We start from the raw sequence: 12,594 nt of genomic DNA on the forward strand, positions 1-12,594 counted from the left end.
TCATCTCAGGCTTCGTCATCCACGCGTCGTGTGGCCATCCGGCGGCCGCGGGTAATCAGCTCAATGAACTGAACGGCGCTCAAGGCATGGGCGAACAGCCAGCCCTGACCGAACTTCACGCCCTCGCTGCTCAGAAATGCTGCCTGGGATTCATACTCGATGCCTTCTGCAATGACCTTGAGTTCCAAAGCCTGGGCCATGCGAATGATGTGCGGCGCCACACCACTGCTGGCCGCGTCATGGCCCAGCGCATCGATAAACGCCTTGTCTATTTTCAGGCAGTCCACCGGTAGGGTTTGCAGATAGGCAAGGCTGCAATAACCGGTGCCAAAATCATCGATCAGCACCTGATGCCCGACATCACGCAAGGCTTGCAGGTTTTCTCTGGCCACCATCACATCCACCAATCCGCGCTCGGTCACTTCAAAAGCAATTTGCCTGGCTGCCACCCGGTGCACACTCAGCAGGCGCGCAATCACCTCGCCGATACGCGGCACCATGACGTCGCAGGCCGCCAGGTTCACCGAGATGTACAGCTGCGGGTTGGATCGCAACAGTTGCCCGAGCTGTTCCAGCAGGCGCTGCAATACAAAGTCGGTCATTTGGCGGATCTGGCCGGTGTTCTCCGCCATTGGAATGAACAGGTCGGGGCTGGTCAAACTGCCGTCCGGCCTTCGCCAGCGCAACAAGGCTTCGGCACCGACGCAGTTGCGGCTGTCGAGGTCGAAGATCGGTTGATACAACACCTGCAACTCGCCTCGTCGTATGGCGCCTTGCAGTTCGGCATCCATCGACTGCCGCTGGCGCACCAGCAGAAACACCAGAATGCCGACACAAGCACTCAGCGCCAGGCTGGCCGGCAATAACCACCACCACACGGCGGGCACCCGTACCCCGGAGCGAGGGGTAATCAGTACCAATTGGTATTCGGGGGTATGGGTGGGCATTCGGTAAATCAGGCGGGTATGGGTGATTTGCAGGGCTTCTCGGCTTTTCGGGGGCCAGGGTTCCTCCGGGGGCCAGGTCTGCGCGACACCGAGTACCGGAATCGCCCGGGTGCCGTTGTCGAGTACCACCAGCAGGCTGCTTCCCGGAGAGAGATCAACCATATCGGTCAAATGCCCACGGGATGTCGCGACCCGAAAATTCCCGCGTCCGAGCATCAGCGCCGCGCGGTTTTCATCAGGTTCGGTGGTGGTGTTCAGCCAATAGCTGTAGGTGGGCCCCTTGATGTCTGGCGGCCGGATCAGCGACAGCCCTTCCTGGCGGGGGCGATTGGAGCAGATTCGCGAAGCGTCCATGTAAGCGGCTTCATAAACGAAGCGGTAATTGAAGCTGACCTGCTGCAGGGTGGCGATCATTTCATCATCGCAACCTCGCAGCGGCTGGGCTTCCAGATCATCGAGACTTTCGCGCAGCTGCCCGAACAGTTGCTCCAGACGGGCCAGAAATCGCTCACCCTGGGCATTCATTTCCTGACTTTCGTTATGCTCGACCTGGCGCATCGCCATGAACAGACTGCCGGCCGTCAGTAGCGTCGCGCTCAAGGCAGTAGCCAGCATCGCCAAAAACCAAGGGCGATAGAACCAGCAATGCAGTCTCTCCCGAGCAGCAGCCATCATGGAATATCCGAAGGATTACCAATGAGTTATAGCTGCTGATTTGGAAAAAGCGCTGACCGTCGGGCGGGCGTCATTATTTTGTCTGGTTCAACACCTGGAGGAGCGCTGCGGTTTGTGCGTCTGGCGTGCCGTCGAAACGGGACGGACGAAAATGCATCTGAAAAGCCGCCAGCACATTACGTGTCTCTACATCCAGCTCGCCGGTCTGTGGCGTAGCGTAGCCCAGGCGGGCCAGCTGTCCCTGAAACCAAGTGATGCTCGGCAGTTGCACGGCGAACTGCGCTTGTTGCCGCGCCACGGCCTGCTCGTTCGGCCAGATTCCCAGGCCTTCGGCAGCCAGGCGCTTCCAGGGGAACAGCGGGCCGGGGTCGAGCTTGCGCATCGGTGCGATGTCGCTGTGGCCGATGATGTGGCGGGGGGTGATGCCTTGGCGCTTGCTGATGTCCTTGAGCAGGAAGATCAACGATTGAACCTGGGCTTCGCTGTAGGGGTACCAGAGGCGTCCGGTTGGGGTGTCCTTGAAGCCCGGATTGACGATCTCGATGCCGATGGAGCTGGAGTTCAGCCAGGTCCGGCCTTGCCATTCGCTTTCCCCTGCATGCCACGCCCGGACATTCTCATCCATCAGCTTGTAGATGGTGGCGCGCTTGTCATCGCCAATCAGGTAGTGGCTGCTGACCTCGCCATGGGTCAGCAATTGCAGCGAGGTCTCCAGGGATGCGGAGGTGTAATGCATCACCACGAACTGAATACGACTGTCGTAATTGGCTGATGGATGGCTGGTATCGATTCGTGGGCCGCTGGCACAACCGGCTAATAGAAGCAGCGACGCTATAAGAGCAAGACATTTCATGGCAGGAGGCAATACACGCAAGACGATAATGCAACAGTGTAACGGTATTGCTTTGCGCGCAGACGGCAAAAGTGCTGTTTTAAACAAAATGGAACAATTGACCGTCAGCCTGTTTCTACTCGATTGCGGCCGCCATTTTTCGCACGATATAGCGCCTGATCGGCTCTTTTAAGCACCAGATCACCATGTTCACCTGGCCTGAATGCCGTCAGTCCCATGGAAATGGTGATGGTGACTCGCTCACCTTTGAAGTGGAACGGGCAGGCTTCGATCGATGCGCGCAAGGTTTCCAGCAATTTCATGCCGACGGCCGGCACCGTGGCAGGCATCAACAGCACAAACTCTTCACCGCCGAATCTGGCGATGAAATCCGTCCCGCGCAAGCGCTTACGCAACACGCTGGCGATGATTTTCAGCACCTTGTCACCCGCCAGATGGCCGTAGTTATCGTTGATGCGTTTGAAATGATCGAGATCGAGCATCGCCAGCAACAGGGTGTTGCCGTGCTGTTGCCATTGACCGATTTCCTGGTCCAGCCGTTCGCTCCAGGCCGCTCGATTCGGCAGACCGGTCAACGGATCGATCAAGGCCTTTTGGCGCTGTTCTTCGAGATGCTCGCGATAGCCCAGGGCTTCCTGCTCCATGTGGGCAACCCTTTCGGCCAGGCTTTGCAGGCGGGCCGCTACCTCTTGCTCGCGCTCATCGCGCTGCTTCTGGTGCTGGTCCATGGTGCCGAGCAGGCCTTCGAGGTGGTTTTCCAGTACGTGCTTGAGATCATCAAGATCCGCCGCTTCCTGCATGCTGCTTTGCAAACCGTCGACTTGCTCGCGAATTTGCGTGTCCATCTCCCGCGCGGCTGAGCGGTTGTCGGCGTGGCCTTCGCTCGCGGCTTGCAGGTTGCTCTGGAATGACTCGAGACGTTCGTTGAGTTGCTGCAGGTACGCTTCGAATTCGTGCTGGCCACTGTCGGTGATCGCCAACATCAACGTTGCCAGATCGTCGAGAATGGGCAGTAACTCGTACCAGTTCAAACCGTTTTGAAGACGATCACGCATCGCTTCGGCTTGTGGTCGATGGCGCTCGGGCAGCGCCAGGTCGTCGAGAAGGCCCAGCAACGTGTCTTCGATGTGCTTGGCGACAGAGCTGTAGGACGGTTCCGGTGAATCCGGCAGGGCATACAGAATGTCGTGCTCGGGCTGTTCCGCGACGACAGCCACCGGGGTCAGTTCATCCGGATTGACTGCCGATGGGGCCTGAATGGCTTCCAGGTCGATGGATGGAGCCGGCCCTTGCGGCGCTTGCGGTTGTTCGATGATCGGCGGGGTTTGCGCCTCTGGAGCTTGGCTCTTCACAGCTTTAATGACGGGCGGGACAAATGTCACGACGTCCGGCGCAAGTGCCATTGCGGGTGATGCCTGAATTTCCAGTGGTTCGCAGTGCTCAGCGGGGGGCAGGGCGGCCTCTACGATTGGCACCGCCTTTTGCGGCTGATCGGCGACGGGCGCGACATTGAGTGTCGCTTGTGGAGGCGCAGTTACAGCCGGTTCGGCGGGTGGCTGGGCAGGCATTTGTGATAGGGGAGTGGTGATCGGTGTCGCGACCTCATCCGCTTCCCGGCTACCAAACAGCCGCTGCAGAAAACCCGGACGATCAGGTTCAGCAGGGTTGTCCAGCAGGCTCAAGGCTTTGCCTTGCAGACCACTCAGTTCGCTGAGCAGCAATGGAATTTCGCGAGCCTGGCCGACACGTCCGTCCAGTTGCTTGGCGAAATTCTTCAGTGGCCGGCTCACCTCCCGAGGCAGCGGCAACGCTTGCAGCTGAGAGACCAGCGACGTCAGGGCGGCGCTGACTTGATCGACCCGGGTTTCCCGACGCTGCTCGGAATCGAGCACGGCTTTTTCCAGGCGCGGCAACAAGGCGGCCAGACCGGCATCCATGTCATCGGTGCGCACGACTTCGCGCATTTCCTTCATGCATTGGTCAACGGCGCGGTCGGTACCTTCTGCGGCCAGGGTGCTGCGCACCAGCCCACGACGCAGCAGGTCGAGCCGGGCGTCCCATCGACGTTCGAGTTTTTCCTGTTGTTCGATGCTTTTGAGGTATTTCTCTTTCCAGCGCTGTGCTTCGTCGCTCATTCAGGCAGGACTCAACGCGGGCAACGCATCGGCCGTGAGCGAACCCGGCAGACGAATCTCTACCGCGACCGGCAGGTGATCGGAAATGGGTTGTGCCAGCACTTCTACCTTTTCAAGGGTCAGAGTGGGGCTGAGCAGAATATGGTCCAGGCAACGCTGAGGGCGCCAGCTGGGGAAAGTCGCTTCCAGTTGCGGCGCGAGCAGGCCTAAATCACGCAATGGAGAGTTTTGCAGCAAGTCACTGGCATGGGTGTTCATGTCGCCCATCAGCACCTGGTGTTTATAACCGCCGATCAACTCGCGGATATAGGCCAGTTGCAGGCTACGGGCGCGAGCGCCCAGCGCCAGGTGCATCATCACCACCACGAGCGCCTCCGGGCCTTCGCCGAAGCGCACCAGAATGGCGCCGCGACCCTTGGGCCCCGGTAGCGGATGATCTTCAATCGCCCACGGGCGCAAGCGGCTGAGCACGCCATTGCTGTGTTGGCCGAGACGACCCAGGTTGCGATTGAGTTGTTGATACCAGTAGGGGAAGGCACCGAGCTGTGCCAGGTGTTCGACCTGGTTGACGTAGCCTGATCGCAGGCTGCCGCCATCGGCTTCCTGCAAGGCGACCAGATCGAAGTCGCCCAGCAAGTTGCCAATTTTTTGCAGATTGTCGGCGCGCCCGGTGTGCGGCAACAGATGCTGCCAGCCACGGGTCAGATAGTGCCGATAACGCTCGGTACTGATGCCGACCTGGATATTGAAACTGAGCAAACGCAGACGACTGTCCACGGGCAACCCCGTTGATTCCAGGTGATGCTCGTTGACCTGCGGAGCATGCAGGCCAACGATGCGTTCAGTTCCCCAGCGGCGCATGGCAGGGGCCGCGCTTAGTTGGCGGCGGCCTTGGTTGCCGCTCGCTCTTTGGCGACCAGTTGGTCGGCCAGTTTCAGCGCTTGTTCGGCACCGCCGGCAGAGCCGATGTCAAAGCGATACTTGCCGTTGACGATCATGGTAGGCACGCCGGAGATTTCATATTTCTTGGCCAGTTCTTTGGCCTGGACGATTTTGCCTTTGATGGCGAAGGAGTCGAAGGTGGCCAGGAACTTGTCCTTGTCTACGCCTTGGGTCGCCAGGAAGTCCGCCATGTCTTCTTTGTCGGTCAGTTTTTTGTGTTCTTTCTGAATCGCTTCGAACACGGCCGAGTGCACCTTGCTCTCGACACCCATGGCTTCAAGCGTCAGGAACATCTGGCCGTGTGCATCCCAAGGGCCGCCAAACATGGCTGGAATGCGCACGAAGTTCACGTCGGAAGGCAGTTTCTCGATCCAAGGGTTAATCACTGGTTCGAAGGCATAGCAATGCGGGCAGCCGTACCAGAACAGCTCCACCACTTCGATCTTGCCAGGTACGGCCACTGGAACGGGATTGCTCAGTTCAACATATGGCGCGGCGGGTGCTTCGGCAGCTTGGGCAGTCATGCCGAACAGGCTGGCAGCGACGAGTGCGGCGCTGATGATCAGATTACGCATGCTTTACTCCTGGACAATTGGGTCGCCTCGCGCGACCTGTTTTCAGACAGATTCCGGCGGGCTTGAGTTTGTAGTGTAACGGCAGCGGCCACAAAAAAGGGCAGCCAAAGCCACCCTTTTTATGTTTGCATCGATAGATTAATCGAGTGTTAACGTTGCAAGGGATGTGCACCCCTCGCAACCCTCGATCGCAGGCCTTAGTGCAAGCCTTGGATATAGCTGGAGACGGCGGCGATATCTTCGTCGCTCAGCTTTTTAGCGATGCTTTGCATCGGTTTGGTATCGCCGTCGTTGGTGCGGCCACCTTCTTCTTTTCTGAACTCGGTCAGTTGCTTGCCGACGTACTGAGCATGCTGGCCGCCCAGGTGCGGGAAGCCGGCAGCTGCGTTGCCTGCGCCATTCGGCGAGTGGCAGCCAGTGCAGGCTGGCAGGCCTTTGGCCAGGTCGCCACCACGGAACAGTGCTTCACCGCGAGCCACGACTTTCGGGTCGGCGGCGCCAACGCTGCCTTTCTGGCTGGCGAAGTAGGCGGCGATATCAGCCAGGTCCTGATCGCTCAGGTTGGTCAGCAGGCCGGTCATTTCCAGTACCGTGCGTTTGCCGGACTTGATGTCGTGCAGCTGTTTGTTCAGATAACGCTCGCCCTGGCCTGCCAGTTTCGGAAAGTTAGGCGCCATGCTATTGCCATCCGGGCCATGACAGGCGCCACATACTGCGGCTTTCGCCTGACCAGCAGTCGCATCACCTGCAGCATGGGCAATGCCGGAGATCCCCACGGTCAACAGCAGACTCACGATCAATTTGTTCATCAGCTAATCCAACTACGGCTAAGGGTTAAAGAGTTATGGGCCGGGTTTACTCGCTCATCCACTGGATGATGGCTCGGTAATCCTCGGCACTGCAGTCCATGCACAAACCACGCGGCGGCATCGCCTTGAAACCCTGGGTCACGTGTTGCACCAGCGTCTCCATACCTTTCGCCAACCTCGGCGTCCAAGCTTCCTGATCGCCCTTGCGGGGCGCCATGGGTAGTTGGCCGGAATGACAGGCACCACAAACACGGTTGTACACAGCTTCCGGATCCTGTGTAGCCTGAGCGCTGTAAAGCGGCATCAAGACACCGGCAGCTAGCAGCCATTTCGTCATAAAACGACCTTTTCAGGGTTGAGAGCGTGCTGCGTTCTAGTGCGCAATCAAGGTCAATCGCTCTCGTGAACTTCATCCTACGCTGGGACAAAGCGCACACAAAATCTGCGGCATTATATACTGGCGTCACTGAAACGGAAACGACACAGCTTGCCGCGTCCATTCCCGGCGCCGCCCACATCGGAAATCCCATGCAACTCAAGAATCCCATCCTCGGCCTGTGCCAACAGTCCACCTTCATGCTCAGCGCCGCCAAAGTCGACCAATGCCCCGACGACGAAGGCTTTGAAGTGGCCTTCGCCGGGCGTTCCAACGCCGGCAAGTCCAGTGCGTTGAACACTTTGACGCACGCCAGCCTGGCGCGAACCTCGAAAACACCGGGTCGCACGCAGCTGTTGAACTTCTTCAAGCTAGACGATGAACGCCGTCTGGTCGACCTGCCGGGTTACGGTTACGCGAAAGTGCCGATCCCGTTGAAGATGCACTGGCAGCGTCACCTCGAAGCCTACCTGGGCGGTCGCGAGAGTTTGAAAGGTTTGATTTTGATGATGGACATCCGTCATCCAATGACCGATTTCGACTTGCTGATGCTCGATTGGGCCGTCGCCAGCGGCATGCCGATGCATATTCTGCTGACCAAGGCAGACAAGCTGACCTACGGCGCGGCGAAAAACACGCTGCTCAAGGTTCAGTCGGAAATCCGCAAGGGCTGGGGCGATACGATCACTATCCAGCTGTTTTCGGCACCCAAACGCATGGGCCTGGAAGATGCCTACACCGTGTTGGCGGGCTGGATGGAGCTGGCGGACAAGGGCAGCGAGACTGCCGAATAAGGCTTTACAGGTAAAAGCCAGGCAAAAAAAACCCCGGACTTCGTATGGGGAGGGAGAAGACCGGGGTTCAAGTTCCGGACCGCTAGGGCGGGGTCCAGATATCTGCCAACACTTAACACAACATAGGAGCATCGAAGGGCTTCACCAGCCATTCAGTTACTCTGAGTGGCCGTTCACGGATTTAGTTCAGAACATTTTCAAAAACCATTTGAAATAATCTTCATCGTTTTCTGCGCTAAGCCTTGGTCCTTTCTGGCGCGGCATTCGCCGCGCAGAAAATGCCTTTCAAATGGCTCAGTGAGCCTCATCCCAGTTATTGCCGACCCCCACTTCCACCAGCAGCGGCACATCCAGCTTCGCCGCGTTGCTCATGTGCATACGAATGTCTTCACTGACCTGATCAACCAGATCCTCACGCACTTCGAGCACCAATTCATCGTGTACCTGCAGAATGACTTTGGCGTCCAGGCCTGACGTGGTCAGCCAGTTATCCACCGCCACCATGGCTTTCTTGATGATATCCGCCGCAGTGCCTTGCATCGGGGCGTTGATCGCCGTGCGTTCGGCCGCTTTGCGCAGGGCCTGGTTTTTGGCGTTGATTTCCGGCAGGTACAGGCGACGACCAAAGATGGTTTCGACGAAACCTTGCTCGGCAGCCTGGGCGCGCGTGCGCTCCATGTATTCCAGCACCCCGGGATAACGGGCGAAGTAGCGATCGATGTAGGCCTGGGACTGTTTGCGGTCAACGCCGATCTGCTTGGCCAGGCCGAACGCGCTCATGCCGTAGATCAGGCCGAAGTTGATGGCTTTGGCGCTACGACGCTGATCGTTGGTGACTGCGCCCAGCTCGACGCCAAAGACTTCCGCGGCCGTGGCTTTGTGTACATCGAGGTTGTTGCGAAAGGCGTGCAACAAGCCTGCGTCCTTGGCCAGATGCGCCATGATCCGCAACTCGATTTGCGAATAGTCCGCGGCCAGTAGCTTGTAGCCGTTGGGCGCGACGAACGCCTGACGAATCCGCCGGCCTTCGGCGGTGCGAATCGGAATGTTCTGCAGGTTCGGGTCGATCGACGACAAACGTCCGGTGGCCGCGACCGCTTGCTGATAAGACGTATGGATGCGCCCGGTGCGAGCGTTGATCTGCTCGGGCAAACGGTCGGTGTAGGTGCTTTTGAGTTTGCTCAGTGAGCGGTACTGCATCAGCACCTTGGGCAGCGGGTAGTCCTGTTCGGCCAACTCGGCCAATACCGCCTCGGCAGTCGAGGCCTGGCCCTTGGCGGTTTTGCTGAGTACGGGCAAACCGAGCTTTTCGTAGAGGATCACGCCCAGCTGCTTCGGCGAACCCAGGTTGAATTCTTCACCGGCAATGGCGAACGCCTCACGCTCAAGGGCGACCAGTTTCTCGCCCAGCTCCACGCTCTGGATGCCCAGCAGGTTGGCGTCAACGAGCGCGCCCTGGCGCTCGATCCGGGCCAGCACCGGCATCAGCGGCATTTCAATGTCGTTGAGCACTTTGCCCAGGCTTGGCGTTGCTGCCAGTTTTTCCTGCAATGCCAGATGCAGGCGAAAGGTGACATCGGCGTCTTCGGCGGCATAGGGGCCGGCCAGTTCAAGAGAGATCTGATCGAAGGTCAGCTGTTTGACGCCTTTGCCCGCGATCCCTTGAATGTCGGTCTTGCTTTGGCCCAGGTATTTGAGCGCCAGGCTGTCCATGTCGTGACGGGTGGCTGTCGAGTCGAGTACGTAGGACTCGAGCATGGTGTCGTAGGCAATGCCCTGAACATTAATCCCGTTGCGCTGATCACCGCCGATGGCGCAGTTGGCGAGGATATTGGTTTCGAACTTGGCGTGCTGGCCGACTTTCAGCTTATTCGGGTTTTCCAGCAGCGGTTTCAGCGCCAGCAGCACGGTGTCGCGATCCAGTTGCTCGGGCACGCCCATGTAGGAATGGGTCAGCGGAATGTAGGCTGCTTCGTTGGCCGCGACGGAAAACGCCAGGCCCACCAGTTGTGCGTGTTGCGCATCGCTGCCATTGGTTTCGGTGACGAAGGCGATCAACGGCGCCTTGTCGAGCTTGTCCAGCCAGGCCTCGAAACGCGGCTGGTCGAGGATGGTTTCGTACTTCGCTTCAGTGGCGCCCGGCTGCTCCTGGGCGACTTCAACAATGTCCTGACCCGAGCGCTTGGCATCGCGCTGGTTTTCTTCGAACCAGCTCTTGAATTCCAGCAGGGAATACAGCTCGGCGAGTTTTTCGTGATCCGGTGGGCCCATGTGCAGGTCGTCGAGGCCGAAGTCCAGCGGTACGTCGATCTTGATGGTTGCCAACCGATAAGAAAGAAAAGCCATTTCCTTGTGTTCTTCGAGCTTGGCTGGCAGGGTCTTGGCGCCGCGAATAGGCAGGGTCGGGACAATGTCGAGCTGCGCATAGAGCTCGGTCAGGCCGCCGTTCACGCCGACCAGCAGGCCGGAAGCGGTCTTGGGGCCGATACCCGGAACGCCCGGGATGTTGTCGGACGAATCGCCCATCAGCGCCAGGTAATCGATGATCTGCTCGGGAGCGACGCCGAATTTCTCCTTCACGCCCTCCACGTCCAGCGCGCTACCGGTCATCGTGTTGACCAAGGTAATGTGCCCGTCGACCAGTTGCGCCATGTCCTTATCGCCGGTGGAGATAACCACCGGGCGGTTGGCGGCCGCGCTGCTGCGGGCCAGGGTGCCGATCACATCGTCCGCTTCAACGTTGTCCACGCACAGCAATGGAAAGCCCAGGGCCTTGACGCTGGCGTGCAGCGGCTCGATCTGGACCCGCATGTCGTCGGGCATGCTTGGGCGATTGGCCTTGTATTCGGCGAACATCGCGTCGCGGAACGTCCCGCCCTTGGCGTCGAACACCACGGCGAACGGGCTGTCCGGGTACTGCTTGCGCAGACTCTTGAGCATATTCAAGACGCCCTTGACCGCACCGGTAGGCAGGCCTTTGGACGTGGTCAGCGGTGGCAGCGCATGAAAGGCGCGGTACAGATAAGAAGAACCGTCCACCAGGACGAGGGGGGCTTGGCTCATGAGCAGGATCAACCTTTTCGGCGGGTCCGGCGCTAGAATAGCGGGACCGTTGACGACAAAGGGACAAGGTTATCATGCGCACACTAAATCGCTTGTTGCTGGCTGGCTTGTTTGCAATCACACCATTGGCTGTCATGGCGGCGGATGACAAGCCCTCGGCAGACCCGGAAGTCACGATCCGCACGGAAGGCGATAAAACCATTCAGGAGTACCGCCAGAACGGCTTTGTGTACGCGATCAAGGTCACCCCGAAGGTCGGAAAACCGTACTTTCTGATACGCGCTGATGGCTCGGACGGAAACTACATTCGCTCGGATCAGCCGGATATGCTGATTCCTGCGTGGGAAATCTTTAAGTGGTAAGCCGTTCTTAACTTTAATCGGCGCTGGCTCAACCGCGGCGCCCGTACTGGCAGTTTTAACCATGTCTGTGTTCACTCCCCTGGCTCGGCCCGAGCTGGAAACCTTTCTCGCCCCTTACGGGCTTGGCCGCCTGCTTGATTTCCAGGGGATTGCCGCCGGTAGCGAAAACACCAATTTCTTTATCAGCCTGGAACAGGGCGAGTTTGTCCTGACGCTTGTTGAGCGCGGTCCGGTGCAGGAGATGCCGTTCTTCATCGAGCTGCTCGACGTGCTGCACGACGCCGACCTGCCGGTGCCTTATGCCCTGCGCACCACCGACGGCGTCGCCTTGCGTGAACTGGCCGGTAAACCTGCGCTGTTGCAGCCACGTCTGGCCGGCAAGCACGTCAAGGAAGCCAATGCGCAGCATTGCGTCCAGGTTGGCGAGCTGCTGGCTCATCTGCACCTGGCGACCCAGGCCAACATGATCAAACGCAAAACCGATCGCGGCCTGGACTGGATGCTGGAGGAGGGCACGCAGCTGCTGTCGCATCTGAATGCCGAGCAAAGTGATTTGCTGCAGCGGGCGCTGGATGAAATCACGCAGCAGAAGACGAAAATTCTGGCGCTGCCGCGAGCGAACATCCACGCAGACCTGTTCCGCGATAACGCGATGTTCGAAGGCACGCACCTGACCGGGTTGATCGACTTCTACAACGCCTGTTCGGGGCCGATGCTCTATGACGTTGCGATTGCCTTGAACGACTGGTGTTCGGACGAGCAAGGGCAGATCGATGGCGTTCGGGCGCGGGCATTGCTGGGCGCTTATGCCGCGCTGCGACCGTTTACCGCTGCCGAAGCCGAGCTATGGCCGACCATGCTGCGTGTGGCGTGCGTACGGTTCTGGTTGTCGCGCTTGATCGCTGCGGAGTCTTTCGCTGGGCAGGATGTGTTGATTCACGATCCGGTGGAGTTTCAGCAGCGCCTGGCGCAGCGGCAGAAGGTCAGCACGCCGTTGCCGTTCGCCCTTTAAAAGCTTCGCGGGCAAGCCTCGCTCCTACGGGATTTGTGTCGTTCACCCAAA

11 protein-coding genes are annotated in these 12,594 nt (G+C 59.0%); 3 read left to right on the forward strand and 8 right to left on the reverse strand.

Annotated features, from left to right (window positions below; all coding sequences use genetic code 11):
• Positions 1–5: 5 nt before the first annotated feature.
• The 7 genes from KGB14_RS25095 to KGB14_RS25125 form a co-directional block, all read right to left on the reverse strand.
• The gene (locus KGB14_RS25095) at positions 6–1,622 is read right to left on the reverse strand and encodes an EAL domain-containing protein (RefSeq protein ID WP_223489553.1); all 1,617 of its coding nucleotides are present in this window, start codon (positions 1,620–1,622) and stop codon (positions 6–8) included.
• Between the two features lie 73 nt (positions 1,623–1,695).
• Positions 1,696–2,475 carry an N-acetylmuramoyl-L-alanine amidase gene (locus KGB14_RS25100; protein ID WP_223489555.1) on the reverse strand — a complete coding sequence of 260 codons (780 nt, stop codon included), beginning with the start codon at positions 2,473–2,475 and terminating at the stop codon, positions 1,696–1,698.
• 104 nt (positions 2,476–2,579) lie between these two features.
• Positions 2,580–4,610, reverse strand: a complete 2,031-nt coding sequence (locus KGB14_RS25105) for a GGDEF domain-containing protein (RefSeq protein ID WP_223489564.1) — start codon at positions 4,608–4,610, stop codon at positions 2,580–2,582.
• Positions 4,611–5,471, reverse strand: coding sequence for an endonuclease/exonuclease/phosphatase family protein (locus tag KGB14_RS25110; RefSeq protein ID WP_223489572.1), 861 nt, complete (start codon positions 5,469–5,471; stop codon positions 4,611–4,613).
• 14 nt (positions 5,472–5,485) lie between these two features.
• Entirely contained in the window at positions 5,486–6,127 is a 642-nt protein-coding gene (locus tag KGB14_RS25115) for a thiol:disulfide interchange protein DsbA/DsbL (RefSeq protein WP_223489574.1), read from the reverse strand.
• 197 nt (positions 6,128–6,324) lie between these two features.
• Positions 6,325–6,936 carry a c-type cytochrome gene (locus KGB14_RS25120; RefSeq protein WP_223489576.1) on the reverse strand — a complete coding sequence of 204 codons (612 nt, stop codon included), beginning with the start codon at positions 6,934–6,936 and terminating at the stop codon, positions 6,325–6,327.
• Between the two features lie 46 nt (positions 6,937–6,982).
• A complete protein-coding gene (locus KGB14_RS25125; RefSeq protein WP_003196231.1) occupies positions 6,983–7,273 on the reverse strand; it encodes a c-type cytochrome in 291 nt (96 codons plus the stop codon).
• A gap of 191 nt (positions 7,274–7,464) precedes the next feature.
• Here KGB14_RS25125 and yihA point away from each other — a divergent pair, with 191 nt between their 5' ends.
• Positions 7,465–8,106 carry a ribosome biogenesis GTP-binding protein YihA/YsxC gene (gene yihA / locus KGB14_RS25130; RefSeq protein ID WP_223489586.1) on the forward strand — a complete coding sequence of 214 codons (642 nt, stop codon included), beginning with the start codon at positions 7,465–7,467 and terminating at the stop codon, positions 8,104–8,106.
• A 294-nt stretch (positions 8,107–8,400) separates the two neighbouring features.
• On the opposite strand, the gene polA is transcribed toward yihA, so the two are convergent.
• Positions 8,401–11,169 carry a DNA polymerase I gene (gene polA, locus KGB14_RS25135; RefSeq protein WP_223489588.1) on the reverse strand — a complete coding sequence of 923 codons (2,769 nt, stop codon included), beginning with the start codon at positions 11,167–11,169 and terminating at the stop codon, positions 8,401–8,403.
• Between the two features lie 74 nt (positions 11,170–11,243).
• On the opposite strand from polA, the gene KGB14_RS25140 reads away from it, so the two are divergent.
• Positions 11,244–11,531, forward strand: a complete 288-nt coding sequence (locus tag KGB14_RS25140; RefSeq protein ID WP_105342669.1) for a DUF2782 domain-containing protein — start codon at positions 11,244–11,246, stop codon at positions 11,529–11,531.
• A gap of 61 nt (positions 11,532–11,592) precedes the next feature.
• Positions 11,593–12,543, forward strand: coding sequence for a homoserine kinase (locus KGB14_RS25145; protein WP_223489590.1), 951 nt, complete (start codon positions 11,593–11,595; stop codon positions 12,541–12,543).
• Positions 12,544–12,594: the final 51 nt, after the last annotated feature.

It is taken from the genome of Pseudomonas sp. A-RE-19 (assembly GCF_019956555.1).
Lineage (GTDB): Bacteria > Pseudomonadota > Gammaproteobacteria > Pseudomonadales > Pseudomonadaceae > Aquipseudomonas.

Coding starts and splice junctions, on each gene's coding strand:
- KGB14_RS25105 (WP_223489564.1), bottom strand. CDS start 4,610: ATGAGCGACGAAGCACAGCGCTGGAAAGAGAAATACCTCAAAAGCATC.
- KGB14_RS25120 (WP_223489576.1), bottom strand. CDS start 6,936: ATGAACAAATTGATCGTGAGTCTGCTGTTGACCGTGGGGATCTCCGGC.
- KGB14_RS25110 (WP_223489572.1), bottom strand. CDS start 5,471: ATGCGCCGCTGGGGAACTGAACGCATCGTTGGCCTGCATGCTCCGCAG.
- yihA (WP_223489586.1), top strand. CDS start 7,465: ATGCAACTCAAGAATCCCATCCTCGGCCTGTGCCAACAGTCCACCTTC.
- KGB14_RS25140 (WP_105342669.1), top strand. CDS start 11,244: ATGCGCACACTAAATCGCTTGTTGCTGGCTGGCTTGTTTGCAATCACA.
- KGB14_RS25125 (WP_003196231.1), bottom strand. CDS start 7,273: ATGACGAAATGGCTGCTAGCTGCCGGTGTCTTGATGCCGCTTTACAGC.
- KGB14_RS25095 (WP_223489553.1), bottom strand. CDS start 1,622: ATGATGGCTGCTGCTCGGGAGAGACTGCATTGCTGGTTCTATCGCCCT.
- polA (WP_223489588.1), bottom strand. CDS start 11,169: ATGAGCCAAGCCCCCCTCGTCCTGGTGGACGGTTCTTCTTATCTGTAC.
- KGB14_RS25100 (WP_223489555.1), bottom strand. CDS start 2,475: ATGAAATGTCTTGCTCTTATAGCGTCGCTGCTTCTATTAGCCGGTTGT.
- KGB14_RS25115 (WP_223489574.1), bottom strand. CDS start 6,127: ATGCGTAATCTGATCATCAGCGCCGCACTCGTCGCTGCCAGCCTGTTC.
- KGB14_RS25145 (WP_223489590.1), top strand. CDS start 11,593: ATGTCTGTGTTCACTCCCCTGGCTCGGCCCGAGCTGGAAACCTTTCTC.